Source organism: Comamonas sp. 26, assembly GCF_002754475.1.
Taxonomy (GTDB): Bacteria; Pseudomonadota; Gammaproteobacteria; order Burkholderiales; family Burkholderiaceae_C; genus Comamonas.
The window spans coordinates 2,600,265-2,622,037 of record NZ_PEFL01000001.1 but is presented as its reverse complement, the minus strand read 5'-3'; the positions used below and the strand labels follow the sequence as shown (position 1 = coordinate 2,622,037).

The following is a 21,773-nucleotide window of genomic DNA, read 5'->3' as shown; positions in this document are numbered from 1 at the left end:
GCTGCATCAAAGAATCTGGTGCAGTAACACTGCTTCGCCTTTCCCTATGTTGCGTGAGTACGCTTCTATAATCTGGCCACGCGATCAGGAGACTTGGCCTTTCAGTGGGCCAGTTGAAACGGGAAGTCCGGTGCAGTGAAGCTTGTTCTTCATGATTCCGGCGCAGCCCCCGCTGCTGTAAGCCTGACAGCCACATCGAAATACCACTGGTTTGAAAAACCGGGAAGGTGATGTGAGCTGGATGACGGCGAGCCAGAATACCGACCTGTTCGTTCTCGGTCTTGTTCCACGGGGCGTGGTGTTCGCGGGCGAAGCTATGTGTACTCTGATGCGCTTCATAGTTTTGCTGGCTGTCGTTCGCTCCTCGGAATGGGTTTTATCGCCTTTAGCTCGGGGAGAGCATGGACGAACAGTTCATTCAAGCGCATGCGCAATGCATGACGCATCCAAACAAGCCAGCCGGCAAACCGCCTGCAGACAACCTGTCTGCAAAGCGCTGCATGACGTCCATTTTCAATGGCGTCTGGGCAAAGCCCATCCCACTGCGTTTTCTGCGAGATCTGCGGCGTACCTCTGCGTCTGCTGATGGTCACCCCATGACTTTGGCCCGCATAGGCAGCGCAGCACTCATCCATACCTTGTAGCGCAAGCCATCAAAGGCTTTGCGGCAGAGCTGCGCGCCTTTGACGACAAGCCACGTGGCTCCTCAAGAGCGCATGAGCCTGAGTGAGTCACATGCACTGCAAGCCGGTACTGCCGCTGAGACAACGAGCAAGAACCAGCGGCTTCGTCTCAAACTGAATTTCAGGAGTAGAGCTTTGAAGAACAGCCAAAAAATCCCCGCCACCATCGTGACTGGCTTTCTGGGTAGCGGCAAAACGACTTTGTTGCGCCATATTTTGCAAAACGCCAACGGTCGCCGCATTGCCGTGATCGTTAATGAGTTTGGCGAGCTGGGCATTGACGGCGATATTTTGCGCGCCTGTGGCATTGGATGCGAGGATGAATTGAGCGAGGCCGGCGAGCAGGGCGGCAAGCTCTATGAGCTGGCCAATGGCTGCCTGTGCTGCACGGTGCAGGAAGAGTTCTACCCTGTCATGCGCGAGCTGATCGAGCGACGCGGTGAGATCGACCATATCCTCATCGAGACCAGTGGTCTGGCTTTGCCCAAGCCGCTGGTCCAGGCCTTTAACTGGCCCGAGATCAAGAACGCCTGCACGGTGGATGCCGTGATTACCGTGGTCGATGTTCCCGCCACCGCAGCTGGCCAGTTTGCCGCCAACCCGGCAGCGGTGGATGCGCAGCGCAAGCAGGACCCGAATCTCGATCACGAATCGCCGCTGCATGAGTTGTTTGAAGACCAGTTGATCTCTGCCGACCTGGTGGTGCTGACCAAGCTGGATCAGGCCAGCGCCGAAGATCGCGCCCGGGTCGAAGAAATCGTGCGCGAGGAAGTGCCCGCGCAGGTCAAGATTGTGGCCGCCGACCATGGCCGTATTGATCTGGATGTGGTGCTGGGTCTGTCCAGCGCATCAGAAGATACGATTGACCAGCGCATAGGCCACCATGAGCACGAAGAAGGTCATGCCCATGATGAACATGACCACGACGACTTTGACTCCATCGTCATCAAGCTGCCCGAGCTTGAGCGCGAAGCCTTGTTTCAGGCCATGGAAAAGATCGTGGCTGAGCACACGGTCTACCGCATCAAAGGCTTTGTGGCTTTGCCCGGCAAGGCTATGCGGCTGGTGGTGCATGGAGTGGGCAAGCGCTTTGACAGCTACTTTGACCGCATGTGGCGTGCAGACGAAGAGCGTCAGACCTATCTGGTCTTCATCGGTCATGACTTTGATGAAAGCGCCATCAATGCCGAGTTGAACGCCCTGTCGGTCGGAGCGATCTGATGCATCTGCTTGCCGTTCAACCCGGTGGCTTTGTCGATGATGAAGCCTTTGTCGCCAGCATGGAGCAGACGCCCGGCCAGATCGTGATTCTGAGCGCGGCGGATACCACGCTGGCGCTGCTGGCCGATGCGTATGCGCAGCTGCAATCGGGAGTGAACGGCGAGCAGTTGCCTACGGTGCGCCTGGCCAATCTGATGTATTTGCGCCAGCCTGCCTCGGTCGATCTGTATGTCGACGAGGTGCTGCAGCATGCCAAAGTCATTGTGATTGACCATCTGGGCGGTGAAAGCTACTGGCCTTATGGCACGGATCGCGTGCGCGAAATTTGCCGCGGCAAAGGCATTGCGCTGGTGATGTTCTCGGGCGATACCACCGAAGACCTGAATTTGCTGCAAAAAAGCACGGCCAGCAAGGAGCAATGTCGCACGTTGTGGCGCTATCTGCGTGAGGGCGGTGTGGCCAATGCGCGTGAGCTGTTCTGTTATCTGTGGCACGAATTCCTGCAGGGGCAGCAGCAGCCATTGCCGCCAAGACCGCTGCCTGCAGTCTCGGTGTATCACCCGGATGGGCGCGCTTCGGTGCAGGACTGGCAGCAAGGCACGGGCACGGACAGGGGCATACGCTGGCAAGCTGGCGCACCCGTGGTGCTGGTGGTCTTCTACCGCGCGCATTTGCAGTCTGGCAACACCCAGGTTTTTGATGCTTTGTGCGCGCAACTGCTGGCCAATGGCTTGAACCCCTTGCCATTGGCGTTGCTGTCACTCAAGGATGCGGCCTGTCTGGAAATGCTGCATGGCCTTTGCGCCGAGCATCAGGTGGCGCTAATTCTCAATACAACTGCGTTTTCCCAGTCTTCTCTAGAGGCCCCGGGCGATCATGCGCTGGCTGGCGATATTCCGGTGCTGCAACTGATTCTGTCGGGCGGCAACGAGCAAAGCTGGCTCAATGATGCGCATGGTCTGCAGCCACGCGACATTGCCATGCATGTCGCCATGCCCGAGGTGGATGGGCGCATCATCACGCGGGCCATCAGTTTCAAGGGGTTGTCGCACCGCAGCGAACTCACGCAGTCCGATGTGGTGCAGTACCAGGCGCATGCAGAACGCATGGGCTTTGTGGTGGAGCTGGCCAAGCGCTGGTGCGACCTGCGAGCCAAGTCCAATGCCGACAAACGCCTGGCGTTGATTCTGGCCAACTACCCGACCAAGGAAGGGCGCATCGGCAATGGCGTGGGGCTGGATACACCGGCCTCGGTCATTCAAATCCTGCAGGAGCTGGAGCGCCAGGGTTATGCGCTGGATGCCTTGCCTGCCGATGGCGATGCGCTGATGGAATCGCTGCAGCATGGTGTTACCAACGATCCGGATTCCTGGCAGCTGCGGCCTGCTTGGCAAAGTCTGGATCTGGAGAGCTATCAACGCTTTTTTGATGGCCTACCCGATGAAAACCGGCAGGCCATCTTGCAACGCTGGGGAATGCCCCAGCAAGACCCCATGCTGCGCAACAGCCGCTTCATGATTGCGGGCCTGCGTCTGGGGCAGGTGTTTGTGGGCATACAGCCCGCGCGTGGCTACCAGCTCGATGCCATGGCCAGCTACCACGACCCCGATCTGGTGCCGCCGCACTACTACCTGGCGTTTTACTTCTGGCTGCGCAGCGCATGGGCCGCAGATGCTTTTGTGCATGTGGGCAAGCACGGCAATATGGAATGGCTGCCGGGCAAAAGCGTGGCGCTGTCACAGACCTGCTGGCCTGACCTGGTCTTTGGGCCCATGCCGCATCTGTATCCCTTCATCGTCAACGATCCGGGTGAGGGAACGCAGGCCAAGCGCCGTGCCCAGGCCGTCATCATCGATCACCTGATGCCGCCGCTGACGCGCGCCGAAAGCTATGGCGCGACGCGTGATCTGGAGCGCATGGTGGACGAGTACTACGAAGCCGTGACGCTGGATGGGCGGCGTGCCAAGCTCCTGCGCAAGCAGATTCTGGAGCATATCGTGACGCACGACCTGCACCAGGATCTGGGGCTGGCTGCGCCGCGATCGGAAGAGGACGAGCAGCTTTTGCTCAACAAGACCGATGCCTATCTGTGCGAGCTCAAGGAAAGCCAGATACGCGACGGGCTGCATATCTTTGGCTGTTCGCCGCAGGACCGGCTGGAGCGCGACACCTTGCTGGCGCTGGCGCGCCACCCCGTGGGCAATGGCAAGGGCAGCCATGCCAGCCTGATTCGCGCCCTGGCGCAGGATTTGAAGCTGGGTGCTGACTTTGATCCGCTGGATGCCGACTGGGCGCAGCCATGGACTGGTAATCGCCCAGCATTGCTGGTGCAGATGGATGAGCAAAGCTGGCGCAATACCGGCGATACGCGCGAGCGACTGGAGCTGCTTGCGCTATCGATACTGGAGCGTGATGCGCCTGTCCATAAAGCGCTAGAGCCTTATTTCGTTCAAACCCATGCGGTGCTGCAGCGCGTGGAGCAAGACCTGCGCCCGCGTCTCAATCAATGCGGTCCGCAGGAGTTGCTGCAGCTGATGCGCGGTCTGGCCGGGCGCTTTGTTCCGGCGGGCCCCAGCGGTGCCCCCACGCGTGGCAGGCCCGATGTGCTGCCCACTGGGCGCAATTTTTTCTCGGTCAATACGCGCTCGGTCCCCACACCTACGAGCTGGACGCTGGGGTTGAAATCCGCCAATTTGCTGGTGGAGAAATATGCGCAAGAGCATGGCGAATATCCGAAGTCCATCGGCCTGTCGGTCTGGGGCACTGCCACCATGCGCACCGGCGGCGACGATATCGCCCAGGCCCTGGCCTTGCTGGGTGTGCGCCCGACCTGGGCGGACGGCAGCTGGCGTGTCAGTGATTTCGAAGTACTGCCCATGTCGGTGGTGGGGCGTCCGCGCGTGGATGTGACGCTGCGTGTGTCCGGCTTTTTTCGCGATGCGTTCACCAATGTCATTCGCCTGTTTGATGCCGCCGTGCAGAAGGTCGCGGCGCTGGAGGACGAGGACGAGTTCACCAACCCCATACGGGCGCGCGTGCTGCGTGAGGCTCAGTTGCTGAGCGCGCAGGGCATGGAGCAGGCAGATGCCCGCCATCAGGCCGGTATGCGTGTCTTTGGTGCCAAGCCCGGCAGCTATGGCGCGGGTTTGCAGGGTCTGATAGACGGGCGCAACTGGGACAGCGATGAAGACCTGGCCACGGCCTATCGCAACTGGGGCGCCTATGCCTATGGGCAAAAGGATGACGGCACGGCCGTGCCGGAGACCTTTGTGCGCAGGCTCTCCGATATGCAGCTGGTGGTGCACAACCAGGACAACCGCGAGCATGATCTGCTGGACTCTGACGATTACTACCAGTTTCAGGGCGGCATGGCGGCGGCGGTGCGTCATTTCAGCGGCCAGCAGCCGGCCCTGTACTTTGGGGATCACAGCAACCCCGAATCGCCGCGCATGCGCACCTTGCAGGAGGAGATCAGCCGCGTGGTGCGCTCTCGCGTGACCAATCCCAAGTGGATAGATGGCGTCAAGCGCCATGGCTACAAAGGTGCGTTTGAGATCGCGGCCACCGTGGACTATCTGTTTGCCTTTGACGCCACGGCCCGTGTGGTGCGCGATGACCAATATGCCCGCGTCACCGATGCTTTTGTGAGCGATGAGCACACCCGGGCCTTCATGCAAAAGCACAACCCGCAGGCCTTTCAAGGCATGTGTGAGCGCCTGCTGGAAGCCATTCAGCGTGGCTTGTGGCAAGACGCCGCTGACTATCAACCCATGCTGGAGCAGCATTTGCTGCAGACCGAGCAGATGCTGGAGATGCGATGAGCGCTGCACCCAAAAACGAGATGCCGTGTTTCCCGTTCACGGCGATTGAAGGCCAGCCTCAGTTGCAGCTGGCTTTGCTGCTGCTGGCGGTAGACCCGTTATTGGGCGGTGTGCTGGTAGAAGGGCCGCGCGGCACCGCCAAGTCCACGGCGGCCCGTGCGTTGGCCGATCTGCTGCCCGCAGGCCGCTTTGTGAACCTGCCGCTGGGTACGACCGAAGAGCAGCTGCAGGGCTCGCTGGATTTGCAGGCCGTGCTCAAGCATTCCGAAGTGCAGTTCAGGCCCGGTTTGCTGGCTCAGGCGCATCAGGGCCTGCTGTATGTGGACGAGGTGAATCTGCTGCCCGATGGCTTGGTGGATCTGCTGCTGGATGTCAGTGCCAGCGGCATCAATCGCGTCGAACGCGATGGTGTATCGCATCAGCATGCGGCCCGGATGGCTTTGGTGGGCACCATGAACCCGGAAGAGGGCCAGCTACGCCCGCAACTGCTGGACCGATTCGGCCTTTTTGTGCGTCTGGCTAACGTGCCTGATGCACAAGCCCGCAAGCGCATTGTGCGCACCCGCATGGCGTTTGATGCGGATCCGACCTTGTTTGTCGCCCGTCATGCCGATGCACAAGCACAGCTGGCCGCTAATGTTGTTCAGGCCAGAGCAAGGCTTGATGTGGTGAGCTGGCCTGAATCGGTGTTCGATCAGGTGGCCGATCTCTGCCAGCAGGCGCAAGTCGAGGGGGTGCGCGCCGATCTGGTCATGCTGCGTGCCGCTCGTGCACATGCGGCTTTGCAGGGCCGCGCCGAGGTGGCCGGTTCTGATGTGACCAAGGTGGCAGAGCTGGCCCTGGCTCATCGCCGTCATCCTCAGGTTCACCCACCGGTTCCGCCTGCTGAAAAGCCGCAGTCGCAGCCCGAAGATTCGCAAGCCCAGAGCCAACCCGAGCCGCCTGCAGCGTCGGTCGATGCTGCACAGGGTAGTGGCGGTGCTGCGAACTCCGATGGCTGGGGCGGCATGGCCGCGCCGCAGCAAGTTGGGATTCAATCCATCAAAGAGCTAAGGCCGCTACACACAAAAAAAGCCTGACGCGTCCTGTTCATCCCGGTAAAACCAGAACAGGGCGCGGACTGAGCCCTGTCTTGAAAGGGCGGTCGCAAGCCATCAATCATCAGCGTATGGACTGGGTCAGGACTCTGGCGTGCAAAGGTGCGCAATCCTTGGCTTCAGAGCATTTTCGCTATCGCAGGCATGGCACCGGCTCTGCCGTTGTGCATCTGGTGCTGCTCGATATGTCGGCTTCCATGCTGCTTGCCGGTAAGCTGGCCCGGGCCAAGGGCTGTTTGCTGGCCCTGATGCAGCAGGCGTATCGCGATCGCGAGCATGTCGGGGTGATCAGCTTTGGCGGCCAGGGCGCTTATTGGCTGGCCAAGCCCGGTAAGGCTCAGGCCTTTAATGACCGCTGGATTGCGCCTTTGGGCGGCAGCGGCGGAACGCCTCTGGAGTCTGGGTTGAAATTGCTCGCGCCAGCCATCCAGAAAACCGATCGTTTGACCCATGTCTGGCTGTTGACCGATGGGCGTTTTGCGCAATTACCCGAAAAGCCGCAGGGTATGGATCGTTGCACGATTGTTGATCTGGAGCTCGATAAGCTGCGGCTGCAGCGTTGTCAGGCGCTGGCCGAACATTGGCAGGCACAGAGAATTAGTCTGGGCGAGGGCATCTATGTCTAAGAGTGCCGCCATCAAAGTACAGGGTTGGTGCCCGACGGTATGGGCCCCCATGCAGGCGCAGGACGGCTGGATTGTGCGCGTGCGCCCGCATTGTGCATCCATCAGCGCCCAGCAATGGACGGTGCTGGCCGAGCTGTCGCTGTCCTGTGCCCATCCCGAGATTGAGATGACCAGGCTGGGTAACGTGCAGTTGCGCGGCGTTAGCCAAGCGCAACTGCCCTTGGTTCACTCAAGACTGGTTGAGGCGCAACTGGTTCCTGCAGACGCCGATGCCGATCAGGCTCCGGCCGTGCATTGCACGCCTTTTTATCAGCGTGCGGATTTGACCCATGCCCTGGCCTTGTTGCTGTCGCAGGCAGTGATTACTCAACTCTCGCCGAATGCCCTGAAAAGTCAGGGAGTGCAGGCTTTGCCCAGCAAATTTGGCCTGGCGGTGGATGATGCACAGCGCCGCATGCGGGGTATTGCCGCCGATATATCCGTCTGGGTGACGGCGGACGAGCGCTACGGACTGGCGCTGGGCGAGCAATCTGGCTGGTATGCGTTTGACGGCGCATCCGAAGTGGTCGCGGCGGCATTGGCGGTGGCGCTGTGGTTTGCCAAAGAGCGCACAGCTATTGCGCCCATGCCCACCCCCACTTTCACTCGTTTGCGCCAGCTGCTGCCGCTGCGTGCGTTGAATTTGCCGTGTCTGCAACGTGCAGAGTTCAAGGCTGGCTGCATGGTTGCAGGTGCTGCGGCCCTGCCTGGTCGATTGAAGCAGGCCGGTCGTGTGATCGGCGTGCCCATGGGCCGAATCAGCGCGGCGGCTTTGCTTGAGGCCGTGAAAGCCATGTCGCCACAGACGGAGGTACGCGTGACGCCATGGCGTTCCTTGTTCTGCGAGGACGAGGCCATTGCCGCCCAGTTTTCCTCGCCCGCGCACTGGATCACTGAGGCAAGCGATTCCCGTTTGCGGGTTTCCGCCTGCGCTGGGGCACCGCAATGCACTCAGGCATTGCTTGCGGCGCGGGAGCTGGCGCTGATGCTGGCACCCCATGTACCGACTCAGGCCCATGTTCATGTCAGCGGCTGTGCCAAGTGCTGTGCGCTTTCGCCGGAGGCCACGGCAGTCTTGATTGCAACCGAGGCACCAGCCGGTGACTCAGGGCAAGCGCTGCTGAATCTGAGCTGGCCGAACCTGCCCCGGCAACCGTTTTCTCAAATTTCGACTCAGGCATTGCGTCAAGAGCCGAGCCATATTTCGACCCTCATTCATGACCTACACATACGAAACCCAAGGTGAAGAGATTTACCGGCAGTCCTTTGCCATCATTCGCCGCGAAGCCGATCTGAAGCGCTTTACCGCACTTGAAGAACGTGTGGCCTGCCGCATGATTCATGCCGCAGGCATGGTCGAGCTGGCTGCGCATATCCGCTTCTCGCCCGACTTTGCGGTGGTGGCTGAGGCGGCGCTGCAGCGTGGTGCTCCCGTTCTTTGCGATGCCCGCATGGTCAGCGAAGGCATCACGCGCAAGCGCATGCCCGCCAGCAATCCCATCATCTGCACCTTGAACGATGGCGCGGTGCCCGAGCTGGCGCAGCAGATGGGCAACACCCGCAGCGCTGCCGCATTGGAGCTGTGGCGGCCGCATCTGGCCGGGGCTGTTGTGGCCATTGGTAACGCCCCCACTGCGCTGTTTCATCTGCTCAATATGCTGCAAGACCCTGACTGCCCGCGTCCGGCGGCCATCATCGGCTGCCCCGTGGGCTTTGTGGGTGCAGCAGAGTCCAAGGATGCGCTGGAACAATGGGGAGGCATTCCCTTTGCCGTGGTGAAGGGCAGGTTGGGAGGCTCTGCCATCACGGTGGCTGCCGTCAACGCGCTGGCCAGCGTGATCGAGTGAAGGGGGCTGCCATGAATAGCGGAAAAATCATCTGCGTGGGACTGGGCCCCGGTGATCCGGAACTCATGAGCGTCAAGGCCGACCGGCTGCTGCGCAATGCGCGGCATGTGGCCTTCTTTCGCAAGCGTGGTCACCCTGGCAAGGCGCGGCAACTGGTCAATGGCATGCTGCATGCCGAGGTGACCGAGTACCCGATGGAGTACCCGGTGACCACCGAAATTCCGCACGACGATCCGCGCTACATCGCGCAGCTCTCGGATTTCTATCTAGGCTGGCAATCCAGGCTGACGGAACTCACGCGCAGCGAAGATGTGGTGGTGCTCTGCGAAGGCGACCCGTTTTTCTACGGCTCCTTCATGCATTTGTATGTGCGTCTGCGTCAGGCCGGCGTGGTGCCTGTCGAGGTTCTGCCGGGCATTCCTGGCATGGTGGGGTGCTGGCATGCGACGGGGATTCCTGTCACCTGGGGCGACGACGTCATGAGCGTGCTGCCTGCTACCTTGCCCGACGCGCAGCTTCGTCAGCACATGGAGCGATCTGACGCCTTGGTCATCATGAAAGTGGGGCGGCACCTGGGCCGTATTCGCGGACTGCTGACCGAGCTGGGCAAGCTTGACCAGGGCTGGCTGGTGATCAACGGCACCATGGCGGATCAGCAAGTCATGCCCTTGCGCGATGCGCCCGAGCGTTGCCCGTACTTTGCCATCGTGATTGTTCATGGGCAGGGGCGACGCCCGGCCAATGACATGTAAGGGCCGTCTATGGAAAACCTTGCAACACAACGCGGTAGCCTTTGCGTCGTAGGCCTGGGGCCCGGAGCCGATACGCTGCTGACGGATAGCGTGCGCACTGCTATTGCTGGCGCTACAGATGCGTTTGGCTATTTTCCCTATGTAGAGCGTCTGTCGGGTCTCGGCCATCTGACCCTGCATGGCAGTGACAACCGTGAAGAGCTTGGGCGTGCACGCAGCGCCTTGAATCTGGCAGCAGAAGGCCGGAAAGTGCTGATGCTTTCATCGGGCGACCCGGGTGTCTTTGCCATGGCCAGCGCGGTGTTCGAGGTGCTGGATGATGCAGGACCCGAAGAGCTGGAACGCTGGGTGGCCGTAGATATTGATGTGCAACCTGGCATCACAGCCATGCTGGCAGCGGCTGCAAGACTGGGTGCCCCGCTGGGCCATGATTTTTGCACCATCAACCTGTCAGACAACCTCAAGCCTGAGGCGGTGATCGAGCGCCGCATCAGGCTGGCAGCGCAAGCCGACTTTGCCATGGCCTTCTATAACCCCTGCTCGAAATCTCGGCCCGAGGGCTTTGAGAGGGCACTGCGGGTTCTAAGAGATGAATGCGAGCCCCAGCGCCTGGTCTGCTTTGCGCGCAATGTCAGTCATGCCGATGAAACGCTGCGCGTGCTGCCGCTGCAGGATGTGCGGGCCGAGATGGCCGATATGCGCACCGTGGTCATTGTGGGCAACAGCCAGACGCGGCAGGTGGGCCGTTATGTTTATACGCCGCGCAGCTATGGAGTGGCGGACAGCCGCTGACGCTCAGTGCCAACGCTTCAACCATTCCATGGCTTGCTGCGGAGTCTCGCATTTCTCGCGCGCCGGCAAGCGGGGGCGCTCGACCATGATGACGGGAATCTGCAGCTGCCTTGCTGCTTCGAGCTTGGCATAGGTGTCTGTGCCGCCCGCATTTTTGCTGACCACGCAGGCTATGGCGTGCTGCCGCAGCAGAGCCAGTTCGTCTTCCAGCTGAAACGGGCCACGCGCAATCAACAACGTGCAGCTGGATGCAGGCAGAGCCACATCCACCGGGTCAATGACGCGCAGCAAAAAGTGATGCAGTGCGGCCTTGCCCTCAAAGGCCGACAACTGCTTGCGACCAATGGCCAGGAAAACATTTTTGTGCCCGGGGGGCAGCGCTGCAGCGGCGGCGGCCATATCGGGCACATGCGTCCATTGATCACCGGTTTGGGCTTGCCAGGCCGGGCGCTCCATGGACAGCAGCGGAACACCCAGCGCCTCGCAGGCGGAAATGGCATTACGACTCATCTGCGCGGCAAACGGATGGGTGGCATCAATCACATGGCTGATTTGCTGCTCCCGAAGATAGGTCATCAAGCCTTCGACGCCGCCAAACCCGCCCACCCGGCTGGGCAGGGCGGGTTGACGGCGAGTCTGCGTGGCACCGGCATACGAATAAATGGCTTGGATACCGGCTTCATGCAGGCGGGTGGACAAGAGATAGGCATCAAACGTGCCGCCTAACAGGAGAACTTGGGTCATGGCCAATCCGTGGCTTTCGATAATCGGTATACATCCATCCGGGCGCGATGCTTTGAGTGCAGCCGCCCGGCAGGCGCTTGATGATGCCAGCGTGGTGTTCGGCAGTCCACGTCATCTGGCACTGGGGCAGGTCGGATTGCGGGGCCGTCGCTGGCCCGTGCCCTTTGATGTGGAGCCCGTACTGCAGTTGCGTCACCAGGAAAAAGTGTCTGTCCTTGTTTCAGGCGATCCCTTTCATTTCGGCGCGGGCGCATCGCTGTCCAAGCATCTTGAAGTGGGCGAGTGGCGCAATTATCCGCAGCCTTCGACGTTTTCCTGGATTGCCGGAGATCTGGGCTGGTCACAAGAACATACCCATTGTCTGGGACTGCACGCGCGGCCTCTGGATACATTGACTACCTTGCTGGCAGAGGGCCAGCGTTTTATCTGCTTGCTGCGAGACGGCCCGGCGGCTCGGCAACTGGCGCTCTGGCTGGTAGAGCAAGGCTGGGGTGATAGCCCCATGTGGCTTGTTTCTCATGCGGGCAGCGAGGTGCAGCAGATTCGTCAAGGCCTTGCCAGTCAGCTCGCTCAGCAACTGGGCGACGATCCTGTTTCGGCCCCGGTTGCTGCGGCCTTCGAAGCACGCGGTGGCCATGGTTTTGTCCAGGTGGCGGGCCGCAGCACCGACCAGTTTGTGCATGACGGCCAGATCACCAAGAGCCCCGTGCGCGCCATGACTCTGGCAGCGCTGGCACCGCGCCGGGGTGAATGTCTGTGGGATCTGGGCGCGGGTTCCGGCTCGGTCTCGGTGGAGTGGTGTCTGGCCGGTGGTCGGGCAGTTTGCGTGGAGCAGCATGCGGCGCGGGTGGCGGGCATTGAGCAAAATGCCGAGCGCTATGCGGTGCCGCTGCAGGTGGTTCATGGCGATTCCTTGAGTCTGCTGGATAAGCTTGATCCGCAGCCACAGGCGGTCTTTGTTGGTGGCGGTTTCGATCTGAATTTGTTCAACGCCTTGCGCAAGCGTTTGCATGCTCCATGGCGACTGGTCGTGAATGCCGTGGCACTGGAAACGCAGGCGCTGCTCATGGAACTGCATCGCCAGCACGGCGGGCAACTGCTGCAGCTGCAATGGAGCGAAGCCGTGCCGCTAGGGCGCATGCAGTCCTGGCAAGCTGCCAGACCCGTGGTGCAGTGGGTATGGCAGACATGATGGGATTGGTCGCTGGCTGGGGCTTCCAATCCAGTGCGGTGCAGCAGTCTTTTGCCAGTTGCTGGTCGCAGGCGTTGCAGACGCTTTCTGCGGCAGAGCTTAGGCCTGGGCCATGGGCTCATGCCTTGCTGGAGACCAGAGCGCAGACTCCGGCCTGGGCCGAGTTTGCGGCCTGGGCGGCTGAGCAAACGCCTGACGCCGAGTTGCTGCGGTGCAAGGAAACCGATATTCAACTGGTCACCACGCCGACCGCGTCTGCACGCGTGCAGCAGCGTTTTGGCTGCGGTAGCGTCTCTGAGGCTTTGAGCTTAATTGGGGTTGAAACGTTTATGCAGCAAGGGCTATGTGCACCTGAATATGTAGCAGATGCCTTGCCTGTGCCGCCAAACATTCAGTTTGTTTTGCCGCGCGTTGTGTCCTCAGATCGACAGGCCACGCTGGCGATTGCCTGTGTGACGGGCTTTGCGCCGGCTTCCCCTTCCTTTGAAACAGGAGTTATTTCTTGACAGTTCACTTTATTGGCGCAGGCCCCGGCGCTGCGGACCTGATCACGGTGCGAGGGCGCGATTTACTGGCTTCCTGCCCCGTGTGTTTGTACGCAGGCTCTCTGGTGCCCGCCGAGCTGCTCGCGCATTGCCCAGTAGGCGTGCGCTTGATCAACACCGCGCCGATGTCGCTGCAAGACATCGTGGCCGAGATGGCCGCAGCCCATGCACAAGGTCTGGATGTGGCTCGCCTGCATTCGGGCGATCTCAGCATCTGGTCAGCCATGGGCGAGCAATTGCGCAGCCTGCGCGAGCTAAAGATTCCGTATTCGGTGACGCCGGGTGTGCCCTCGTTCAGCGCAGCAGCTGCAGCGCTGGAGGCGGAGCTGACCTTGCCCGGATCCTGCCAGTCGGTGGTGCTGACGCGCACATCTGGGCGAGCTTCCAGCATGCCCGATGGTGAAACTCTGGCCGCTTTTGCCGCGACAGGGGCGGTGCTGGCCATTCACCTGTCGGTCCATGTGGCGCAACAGGTGCAGCAGGAGTTACTGGTCCACTACGGGGCCGATTGCCCTGCGGCAATTGTCTGGCGTGCCTCTTGGCCCGATGAGCGGGTGGTACGCACCTCGGTGGGGGAGATTGCTGCAGCGGCTCAGGCCAATGCATTGCAGCGCAGCGCCTTGATTCTGGTGGGACGTACGCTGAGTCAGGAGGGTTTTGGCCTGAGTCGCCTCTATGCCGATGACTATGACCGCCGCTACCGCCCGCGTGGCGACGAGCCCAGATTTCCCTCTGGAACCGAGGCTAACTGATGCTGGAGCTGTTTCTCATTGGCATCGGGACTGGCAACCCCGATCACATCACGCGGCAGGCCGAAAAGGCCATCGGGCAGGCGGATCTGGTGCTGCTGCCGCACAAGGAAGACAGCAAGGCCGAGCTGGCGCAGGTGCGCCTGACGCTTTTGCAGAGCCTGGGCGTACAGGAGCAGCGCATCGCGCATTTCGATATGCCTGTGCGCCGTCAGCAGGGCGATGACTACGACCAGCAGGTCGATGAATGGCATGACGCTATTGCCCAGCGCTGGAATGAATGCCTGCAGGCGCATCTACCTGTCGGCTCGGGCCGCGTTGCGCTGCTGGTGTGGGGCGATCCTGCTCTCTACGACAGCACCTTGCGCATTGCCTCGCGACTGGGCTTGAACAAGGCCCAGGTACACGTGGTGCCGGGCATTACCTCCATGCAGGTACTGTGTAGCGCGCATGGCATTGCGCTCAATGAAATCGGCGCTCCATTCCTGGTGACAACGGGGCGGCAACTGCGCGAATCTGGCTGGCCGCAGGGCATTAATACGCTGGTAGTAATGCTTGATGGACAGTCTTCTTACGAGCAGTTAACAGAGCCTGATATCGATATTTTCTGGGGTGCCTATTTGGGCATGCCGCAGCAAATATTGATGCAGGGGCGACTGGCAGAGATTAAGGACAGCATCAGCGCCAAGCGCCAGCAGGCCCGCCAGTTGCACAGCTGGATCATGGATATTTATCTGCTGCGCAGGAGCTAGGGTGTCCCCCTCACCATGTGCTTTCGCAGGATTTCCAAGTGTGAAGAAGCTCCAAGTTCCTAAAGCGATGTGCTGCTTGTTGCATGGTGGGGCGTTGTTGCATAAATCCGTCTGAGGCTGAGTTATGCCCTGACCCCAGACGCAGCTAGCCACGACTATCGTCTGCGGACGTCCTAGTTCAGTGAACCGATTGAGGACGAGTACGCGGATGTGCAGTTCATTGACTTGCCGCTCAAAGGTTCTGGATGTCACCCGCTCGCTCAGTCTTTGATGCAGTTCATCTTGGTCTCTACCAAGCTGCGTTGGTGGTAACCACTCCACACTTTCCATATCCTTCGGCCCAAGTGTCTGCATGCGGCGATAGCCGCATTCCGATACGCAAAGGCGATGCCTTTGCGTATTCGTGCGTTCTTTCTCGGGAGAACGATGGGAACGGAACCTCTTTGGAGGGCTGCTTCATAAATCGGCTAGGTGTCACAGGCTCCATCACCGGTAAGGCTGAGTACAGCTTCGCTACCAGGGACATGCTCCAACATCTGGGCAACCATTGCTGGCCACGCAAATCGCACGTATCTGCAACGTTTGAGCGTCAATGCCGATATGCAGCTTGCGCCACTGACGTCGGCGCTCAGGGCCGTGTTTTTGCACTTCCACTCGCCTTCACCCGGCGTTGTTGCACAAATACATTTTGGTGCGAGACACCCCAAGCCCCAGCCGTGGCTATGCCACGGCTGCCGTCTGAGGACGGCCCAGCTCTGTGAATCGATTCAATATGGCTGCTCGGATATGCAGCTCATTCACTTGGCGCTCAACGGTGCGGGACATCACACGCTCAGGATGCACATGACAGTTCGCTTCGACGTAAGCCTCATCGATTAGTCACGGGAGTAGACCATCGGCACGAATACCAAACCATTGGACTTCTGCGGAGAAGTCTTGGCAACGAAGCCAAGATGTTCGTATACCGGAACTGCAAAAAGGGATGAGTTGACAGTGAACGTCGAATGTTTCGACTGTGCCTTGGCATAGTGCCAAAGTGCGCGAGAGACGCCCTGTCCTTGGGCATCTGCTCTAACAAAGAGATGGTACAGATGCGACTCATCGCGAAGTGCAATAACACCACAAAGACCCACTGAGTCCTCTGCAATGTAGTGATTGAATTGCGTGGAACTGAGCCGCTCAGCGTAAGAGGATGGTGTGAGCCTCGCCATGAAAGGACGGACCCCCGCAGAATTCGGATCGGAGAGGAAGTAATGAGCCAAACCGGTGACAAGGCGGCTTGCCGCTTCTGCATCGGATGCTCTCGCTTGGCGAATGACAAAATTCATTGATTGGTAGAACTCACAAAACAAGAAGAGTCTCGCATACGCCTAAATCTACCTAGACAACGTCTACTTGTGGCCGGCAGCAGCAGTTCCTGGACCTCGCTTACAGCTGACTTCTCCGGCTAAGCTCGCGTATCGGGGTGTCTGCTTCCTGGGACACCCAGCCCACGGAGTGCTCTCGTGTGGCGCCGCACTCGGCAAAGACTGTCTTTTGCAGTGCATCAGCCAGCACCAGCAGATCGTTTTACCAGCTCTCGGCAATGCGGTAAATGATCATGCTCTTGAACATTGGAGCTCCAGAAAAACAAAGTCCGCTTGAGTGCGGGCAGTTATACGAATTGTGTAGGCAAGGGGATAAGCAACAAGCACTTACAGGCGGGGGGTTCAGCAGGAGTAGCCTGCAGGACTCCACTTTCTGAAGGAGTTGCTATGAAAGCGCTACTTTTAATTGCGGCAGTTGCCAGCATGCTGGCGGGTTGTTCGATGATGCCGGGGCGTAGTTCTGGGTCGATGCCGGATCAGGGTTCGAGCCAGTCTTCCAGTCAGTCCATGGGCTCAATGAACATGGGTGGGGACCGATATGGCTGGATGGTTGACGACAATGGGCGTCGCTGGACTAACGGTGACGGTGCTTTTTATGGCGTTCAGAACAGGTAGGTGAGCAGCAAGGCGTCAGGGCTTTTCTTTGAGGCACTGGACCGTCTTGCTATCCAGCCACTCGGCATGCGTGCCGGGGCAGGCAAAGGCATCGCGGGCAGCTAGGCGGACAGTGCCAGCGAGCGAGGGTGAATCGCTGGGTTCCTCTTCAGCCTGCGTCGGGGAGGTGACCCACAGAAGGAGCTGCGTGACAGAGAGGACCGCCAGAGCGATTGCGTAAAAGGCTTTAGTCATCGTTTTCGCTCTCTTCGTTCTGGCCTTGCACGCCAGACTGGTGAATGAGGACTCTGTGCCCCGCTGCGACACCGTGCAAGACCTATGCCGAAGAGGCGGCTTGCGCTGCCTTCACCCACATTTCAGCGCATGGAGGTGCCCATCAAGCCCCGCGGCGACGGCAAAGCATCAGACCTCAACTTACCTGAAACGAATGAATCGCCTACAAGTTGGCTTCAAAGTGTCTTACAAGGAGGATTGCCTGATGGGCTTAGATTGGGGTTCCTTTAGGAGTAACTTAGGAGTCTAGCTGTCCATTAAAGCAATTGTGGCCGTTAGTTTTTCGGGTGTGTTGATATCCACCGTAGGGTTGACATCTGCCATGGCACAGCCAGTCGCGGGTACTGCAGTCTTAGGGGTCACAGTGAGTGAAGTTCAAGCGGTCGCCACAGGCTGAAGCTTGAAGAAGTCGGTTTTGGGCAAGCCTGTCTATAATGACGAGAACCAAGCAGTGGGCAAGATTGATGATGTGATCGTTGCGCCAGACAACGCTATTTCCTATGCAATCGTTGGTGTTGGTGGCTTTTTGGGAATGGGAAGGTATGAAGTAGCAATCCCAGTCAGTCAGTTCAAGGTCAATGCGAAGAAGATCACACTTTATGGTGCAACGAAGGATGCTTTAAAGGCGCTACCAAAGTTTGAATACGCTAAGCAATAAATAGTCTTTCCATAACCAGAGTATTCTGAGAAATAGTCGGGCTCATCAGCAGTAGGGCATGGGTTGAAATACAGCCCTCCAACCAATAAGGCCTTGATCGGAAACGGTCAGGGCTTTTTCGTATGCCGAGAGAGATTGCTGAATCTGTGAGCTCTGTTGTGCCCAGCCGTCTATTGCCCTTAGATGTTGGGAATTGCTAATGTGTAAGAGAGCGCACCACAAAGAGCGGCCGTCTACACTGACGGCCTTGCTTGGGCACATGGCTTATCTTTCATGGGTCGCCGCATTTCGCGGCTTCTCACACAAGGAGCTCAAGATGAACACTGATCAAGTTAAAGGTACTCTCAAGGATGCAGCCGGCAAGGTGCAGGAGAATTTCGGTGAACTGATTGATAGCCCTGAGCAGGAAGCCAAAGGTATTGCCAAGCAGGTCGAAGGTACTGCTCAGAAGAAAGTCGGGGACTTGAAAGAAGCGATTCACGACGCGTCGGAAAAGTAATTCGCACCATGCGTATTCAGCAAGGCCCGTCAGGGTCGCCAGCGGGCTTTGCTAATTTCGCTTTGAGCGAATTGGTTGATTACTGGATTTTTGTACATACTGTGAATTTGTTCATGTATGCTACAATTCACTGGTCGGGGAAGAAGCTGGCACCTAGGAATGGTGGCCTGCCCCCGACGCGAAATATCGCGAGGTGGAGCAGTCTGGTAGCTCGTCGGGCTCATAACCCGAAGGTCGTTGGTTCAAATCCGGCCCTCGCAACCAATAAAGCCCTGATCGGAATCGGTCGGGGCTTTTTGCCATCTAGCTGTCATATTGCAGAGGCAAGATACGCATCGCTGGGTCAGGTCGTAGCACTGAAAGATGTCTTAATCCCTGGCGCGAATTCCAAAGCCCTGGCCTCAATCGCTGGGGCTTTTCCCTTTGTCTGCTGTCAGCCGAGATGGCATGGACACCGCCCGCTTTTTCTTGCTGTCGCCAGTTCAAACAGCAGTGCAGCACCACATTTCGGGCCACGTGTCACAGTAGCGTTTCCATCTGATCTTTCGACTGGGGTCTGACATGAATACGATTATTTATGGGCTGGATATCGCCAAGCACATGTGTCAGTTGTATTGGGTTGAACCTGACACCGGCGAGATCATGAACCGTCGATTTACCCGAGAAGAGCTTATTAAATTCTTGGTCAACCGGATGCCGGGGCGCGTAGCTCTGGAGGCTTGTGGGAGCAGCCATTGGTGGGCACGCAAGATCAGGACGCTAGGTCATGAAGCTGTATTGCTTCACGCTAAATTCATTCGACCTTTTGTGCAAACCAACAAGACCGACGCAGCAGATGCGCACGCGATCTGGACTGCGGTGCAGCAGCCGGGCATGCGCACAGTGGCAGTGAAGTCTGAAGAACAACAAGCAGCTCTGAGCCTTCATCGCGTGCGTACGTTGCTGCTGAAGGTCAGAACCATGCAAGTGAATCAACTGCGCGGATTGCTCTACGAGTTTGGAGCCACATTCAGAGCGGGGCGTGTCGCTGGATTGAAAGAGATTCAAACCCGTATGCAAGAGCTTGAAAGCACGTTGCCCGGTACGCTGATTATCTGTTTACATGAGCAACTCGCCCGCATCGATAGGTTGCAACAAGATATTGATCAGATCGAAGCGCGAATAGCCGTCTGGCAAAAGCAAGACCAGGCCTGTCGCGCGATTGCGGATGTGCCCGGCATCGGAAAGCTGACCGCAACTGCGCTGGTGGCAACGATAGGCGACGCGAAGACGTTCAAGTCAGGACGGGAGTTTGCAGCGTTCCTGGGTCTGGTGCCGAGGCAAAACGGCACAGGAGGCAAAGTGCGAATGGGCTCAATCTCCAAGCGCGGAGATCCGTACTTACGCACCTTGCTAATTCATGGGGCGAGATCGGTGATGTATCACTCCAAGGAGCCGACGTCATGGCAACAGGAGATACAAGCGCGGAGACCAGCCAATGTCGTCGCCGTTGCCATCGCGGCCAAGATTGCTCGTACCGCTTGGGCGATTCTGGCGCGAGGGCAAGCATATCAACGGGATTTTGTGAGCGTGAAGCCCGCGTAGGGAGTAGATGCACAAAGCATCGGTTGGTTGCGAAGGTCGATTCAATGTGATGGCAAGACAGGTCGGACCGCAAGAACACAAACCTGAACACAGCCGTGCGCCTCAAAGCGCGTGACCGAGATGAGGATGTTCTTGGCGAATTCCATCAGGGCCCGCAGCCCTCGGACTGCATAACAAGGCCGGATATAAGACTGCAGCCGATTGTTATGGCGTCACATGAAATGAAGACCTTGCGTTCGGGGCGGTGTCCATATAAGGGCCCGCAGCCCTCGGACTGCATAACAAGGCCGGATATAAGACTGCAGCCGATTGTTATGGCGTCACATGAAATGAAGACCTTGCGTTCGGGGCGGTGTCCATATAAGGCTGTGTGAAAACACTGCCTTGACGATTGCTCAAATTTAAAATCTTGGCATCTGTATTGGGGTCGATGCCATATGAAGCGCTTCATCGAAGGTGAATGTCGAGATCAGGTCACGCTGCTGCCAGAGTGCCTGGATGACTTCATTGGTGAAGACAATCCCGTGCGAGTCGTAGATGCCTTCGTTGATGAGCTGGACTTGCGGGCTCTCGGATTCAACAGGGTTGCGCCTGCAAGCACAGGTCGTCCGGCATACCACCCTGCAGTTCTTCTCAAACTTTATATCTACGGGTACCTCAACCGCATCCAGTCCAGCCGTAGGCTGGAGCGGGAGGCTCAGCGCAATGTGGAGTTGATGTGGCTGACAGGGCGCTTGGCACCAGACTTCAAAACGATTGCGGACTTCCGCCATCACAACGGGGTTGGCATTCGCAAGGTCTGCAGCCACTTCATTGGTCTTTGCAGAGAGCTCAAGCTCTTTAGCCAGGCGATCGTTGCGATTGATGGAAGTAAATTCAAAGCGGTTAATAACGGCGACAACAACTTCAGCAACGGCAAGATTGAAGGTCGTAAACGTCAGATTGAGCAAAGCATTCAGCGTTACCTGGATGCGCTAGAAACTGCAGACCGCACACAACCTGCAGAGGTCGATGTTAAAACCAAGGGCCTGAAAGAAAAGATTGAGCTATTGCGCTTGCAGATGCAAAAACTGGAGCAAGTACAAGAGCAACTCAAGCAGCAGCCTGATGGACAAATATCCACGGTGGACCCTGATTCACGCGTCATGATCTCCAAAGGTCAAGGGGTTGTGGGGTACAACGTGCAAGCTGCTGTTGATACGCAAAACCATCTGATCGTGGCCCACGAAGTGACCAACATTGGCAATGACCGTGCGCAGTTGAGCAAGATGGCACAAGCTGCCAAGCAGGAAATGGCTGTAAAAAACCTGCAGGCACTGGCAGACCGCGGATACTTCAGTGGCTCTGAGATCAAAGCCTGTGAGGATGCTGGCATTGAGGCGTTTGTGCCCAAGTCGCTGACATCGAATGCCAAGGCGGATGGCCGCTTCGATAAGTCTGACTTTGTCTATTTATCTGAAACAGATGAATACCGCTGCCCTGCTGGCGAGATTGCGATTCACCGCTTCAACACGGTAGAGCGCAGTGGCATGAATGTGGGGGTGTATTGGAGCAGTGCCTGCATTGGCTGTCCTCGAAAGAACGAATGCACCACGAGCCAATACAGACGCATTCGCCGCTGGGAGCATGAAGATGTTCTGGAGCGCATGCAGGAGCGGCTAAATACGAGAACAGATGCCATGACAGTGCGCAGGCGCACGGTGGAACACGTGTTTGGAACGCTCAAGCACTGGATGGGCTCTACCCACTTCTTGACCAAAACATTGGCCCATGTGGGTACTGAAATGAGCCTGCATGTGCTGGCCTACAACTTCAAAAGTGTGATGCGCATCTTGGGTGCGAAAAACATGATGCAAGCGGTGAGATCTGTGCCGGCGTAAGCCTTTGTGGCTCATTTTTTAGCTGCAAAGCGGCACA

Annotated in this window: 18 protein-coding genes, 1 tRNA gene, 3 pseudogenes and 1 riboswitch; of the genes and pseudogenes, 17 read left to right on the top strand and 5 right to left on the bottom strand. The window is 58.4% G+C overall.

Annotated elements, in window-relative coordinates:
• Positions 1–69 precede the first annotated feature (69 nt).
• A riboswitch (cobalamin riboswitch) is annotated at positions 70–284 on the top strand.
• A 534-nt stretch (positions 285–818) separates the two neighbouring features.
• The 8 genes from cobW to cobJ all read left to right on the top strand — a co-directional run bounded on the left by cobW (position 819) and on the right by cobJ (position 10,878).
• Positions 819–1,904 carry a cobalamin biosynthesis protein CobW gene (gene cobW / locus CLU84_RS12085; RefSeq protein WP_233210025.1) on the top strand — a complete coding sequence of 362 codons (1,086 nt, stop codon included), beginning with the start codon at positions 819–821 and terminating at the stop codon, positions 1,902–1,904.
• Positions 1,904–5,725, top strand: coding sequence for a cobaltochelatase subunit CobN (cobN, locus tag CLU84_RS12080; RefSeq protein ID WP_099737378.1), 3,822 nt, complete (start codon positions 1,904–1,906; stop codon positions 5,723–5,725). The genes cobW and cobN overlap by 1 nt, the downstream gene beginning before the upstream one ends.
• Entirely contained in the window at positions 5,722–6,804 is a 1,083-nt protein-coding gene (locus CLU84_RS12075) for an ATP-binding protein (protein ID WP_099737377.1), read from the top strand. Before cobN ends, CLU84_RS12075 begins: the two co-directional genes overlap by 4 nt.
• Before the next feature lie 131 nt (positions 6,805–6,935).
• A complete protein-coding gene (locus tag CLU84_RS12070; protein ID WP_158235209.1) occupies positions 6,936–7,448 on the top strand; it encodes a VWA domain-containing protein in 513 nt (170 codons plus the stop codon).
• Positions 7,441–8,733, top strand: a complete 1,293-nt coding sequence (locus CLU84_RS12065; RefSeq protein ID WP_158235207.1) for a nitrite reductase — start codon at positions 7,441–7,443, stop codon at positions 8,731–8,733. Before CLU84_RS12070 ends, CLU84_RS12065 begins: the two co-directional genes overlap by 8 nt.
• Entirely contained in the window at positions 8,705–9,334 is a 630-nt protein-coding gene (locus CLU84_RS12060; RefSeq protein WP_099737374.1) for a precorrin-8X methylmutase, read from the top strand. Before CLU84_RS12065 ends, CLU84_RS12060 begins: the two co-directional genes overlap by 29 nt.
• A gap of 11 nt (positions 9,335–9,345) precedes the next feature.
• Positions 9,346–10,086 carry a precorrin-2 C(20)-methyltransferase gene (gene cobI / locus CLU84_RS12055; protein ID WP_099737373.1) on the top strand — a complete coding sequence of 247 codons (741 nt, stop codon included), beginning with the start codon at positions 9,346–9,348 and terminating at the stop codon, positions 10,084–10,086.
• A gap of 9 nt (positions 10,087–10,095) precedes the next feature.
• Positions 10,096–10,878, top strand: a complete 783-nt coding sequence (gene cobJ / locus CLU84_RS12050) for a precorrin-3B C(17)-methyltransferase (RefSeq protein ID WP_099737372.1) — start codon at positions 10,096–10,098, stop codon at positions 10,876–10,878.
• A gap of 3 nt (positions 10,879–10,881) precedes the next feature.
• Here cobJ and CLU84_RS12045 read toward each other — a convergent pair whose 3' ends face one another.
• Entirely contained in the window at positions 10,882–11,622 is a 741-nt protein-coding gene (locus CLU84_RS12045; protein ID WP_099737371.1) for a cobalt-precorrin-6A reductase, read from the bottom strand.
• On the opposite strand from CLU84_RS12045, the gene cbiT reads away from it, so the two are divergent.
• The 4 genes from cbiT to cobF are packed head-to-tail and all read left to right on the top strand — an operon-like array spanning position 11,621 to position 14,860.
• Positions 11,621–12,814: a precorrin-6Y C5,15-methyltransferase (decarboxylating) subunit CbiT gene (cbiT, locus tag CLU84_RS12040; protein ID WP_099737370.1), complete on the top strand. Its 1,194-nt coding sequence runs from the start codon at positions 11,621–11,623 to the stop codon at positions 12,812–12,814. The two genes, CLU84_RS12045 and cbiT, sit on opposite strands and share 2 nt — an antisense overlap.
• Complete coding sequence (locus tag CLU84_RS12035) at positions 12,802–13,320, top strand: cobalamin biosynthesis protein (RefSeq protein WP_158235205.1); 519 nt, start codon at positions 12,802–12,804, stop codon at positions 13,318–13,320. The genes cbiT and CLU84_RS12035 overlap by 13 nt, the downstream gene beginning before the upstream one ends.
• Positions 13,317–14,111, top strand: a complete 795-nt coding sequence (gene cobM / locus CLU84_RS12030; protein WP_099737368.1) for a precorrin-4 C(11)-methyltransferase — start codon at positions 13,317–13,319, stop codon at positions 14,109–14,111. Before CLU84_RS12035 ends, cobM begins: the two co-directional genes overlap by 4 nt.
• On the top strand, positions 14,111–14,860 hold the full coding sequence (gene cobF, locus CLU84_RS12025) for a precorrin-6A synthase (deacetylating) (RefSeq protein WP_099737367.1): 750 nt from the start codon (positions 14,111–14,113) through the stop codon (positions 14,858–14,860). The genes cobM and cobF overlap by 1 nt, the downstream gene beginning before the upstream one ends.
• Positions 14,861–15,007: 147 nt before the next feature.
• Here cobF and CLU84_RS12020 read toward each other — a convergent pair.
• The 4 genes and pseudogenes from CLU84_RS12020 to CLU84_RS11995 form a co-directional block, all read right to left on the bottom strand.
• Positions 15,008–15,525: pseudogene (locus tag CLU84_RS12020) on the bottom strand (IS5 family transposase); the annotation flags it as partial.
• 210 nt (positions 15,526–15,735) lie between these two features.
• Positions 15,736–16,188, bottom strand: coding sequence for a GNAT family N-acetyltransferase (locus CLU84_RS12010; protein WP_099737366.1), 453 nt, complete (start codon positions 16,186–16,188; stop codon positions 15,736–15,738).
• Between the two features lie 139 nt (positions 16,189–16,327).
• Positions 16,328–16,474: pseudogene (gene rdgC / locus CLU84_RS22425) on the bottom strand (recombination-associated protein RdgC); the annotation flags it as partial.
• A gap of 383 nt (positions 16,475–16,857) precedes the next feature.
• Positions 16,858–17,076 (bottom strand): hypothetical protein, encoded by a 219-nt coding sequence (locus CLU84_RS11995; protein ID WP_099737364.1) that lies wholly within the window; start codon positions 17,074–17,076, stop codon positions 16,858–16,860.
• Between the two features lie 361 nt (positions 17,077–17,437).
• On the opposite strand from CLU84_RS11995, the pseudogene CLU84_RS11990 reads away from it, so the two are divergent.
• From CLU84_RS11990 to CLU84_RS11970, 5 genes and pseudogenes are all read left to right on the top strand, one after another.
• A pseudogene (locus CLU84_RS11990) lies at positions 17,438–17,773 on the top strand (PRC-barrel domain-containing protein).
• A gap of 316 nt (positions 17,774–18,089) precedes the next feature.
• Positions 18,090–18,272, top strand: coding sequence for a CsbD family protein (locus tag CLU84_RS11985; RefSeq protein ID WP_099737363.1), 183 nt, complete (start codon positions 18,090–18,092; stop codon positions 18,270–18,272).
• 187 nt (positions 18,273–18,459) lie between these two features.
• Positions 18,460–18,536 (top strand) — tRNA-Met (locus tag CLU84_RS11980).
• A gap of 297 nt (positions 18,537–18,833) precedes the next feature.
• On the top strand, positions 18,834–19,856 hold the full coding sequence (locus tag CLU84_RS11975) for an IS110 family transposase (protein ID WP_099737362.1): 1,023 nt from the start codon (positions 18,834–18,836) through the stop codon (positions 19,854–19,856).
• Positions 19,857–20,293: 437 nt separating this feature from the next.
• Positions 20,294–21,736: an IS1182 family transposase gene (locus CLU84_RS11970; RefSeq protein ID WP_099737361.1), complete on the top strand. Its 1,443-nt coding sequence runs from the start codon at positions 20,294–20,296 to the stop codon at positions 21,734–21,736.
• Positions 21,737–21,773 lie beyond the last annotated feature (37 nt).